The organism is Corallococcus sp. AB032C (assembly GCF_003668935.1).
In the GTDB taxonomy this organism is placed as follows: domain Bacteria; phylum Myxococcota; class Myxococcia; order Myxococcales; family Myxococcaceae; genus Corallococcus; species Corallococcus exiguus.
This window is the reverse complement of record NZ_RAWP01000276.1, coordinates 1-440: the sequence shown is the minus strand read 5'-3', so window position 1 is coordinate 440 and position 440 is coordinate 1. Positions and strand designations below refer to the sequence as shown.

Annotated in this window: 1 pseudogene; it reads right to left on the bottom strand. The window is 67.0% G+C overall.

The annotated features are described in order from the left end of the window. Positions 1-440: pseudogene (locus tag D7X99_RS42050) on the bottom strand (MFS transporter); the annotation flags it as partial.

Here is a 440-nt window from a genome sequence, read left to right as displayed (position 1 = left end):
GGCCCATCTTCACGGGGATGCTCGGGTCCTTCCCCCGCGCTGCCAGCCTGCTCCAGAGGCCCGCGAAAATCGGCGCCAGCGCGGCGATGAAGACGGCGTTGAAGTTCTGGAACCAGGTGGTCGGCATCTCCCAGCCCAGGATGGTGCGGTTGACCTTCGCGTCCGTGTACAAGTTCATCAACCCGCCGGCCTGCTCGAAGCCCGTCCAGAAGGCGACGACGAAGAGGGCAATGATGAAAATCACGACGATGCGATCGATTTCGTCGCGGCTGAAGCCCGACTTCTCCGGGGTGCCCGGCTTCGCCTCGGCGGCGGCCACCATCTTCTCCGGCACCAGGCCCACGTTCCCCAGCAGCTTGCGCTGCAGCGACAGGAAGGCAATCAGGCCCAGGAGCATGCCCACGCCGGCGGCGCCGAAGCCCCAGGGCCAGCCCACGCCC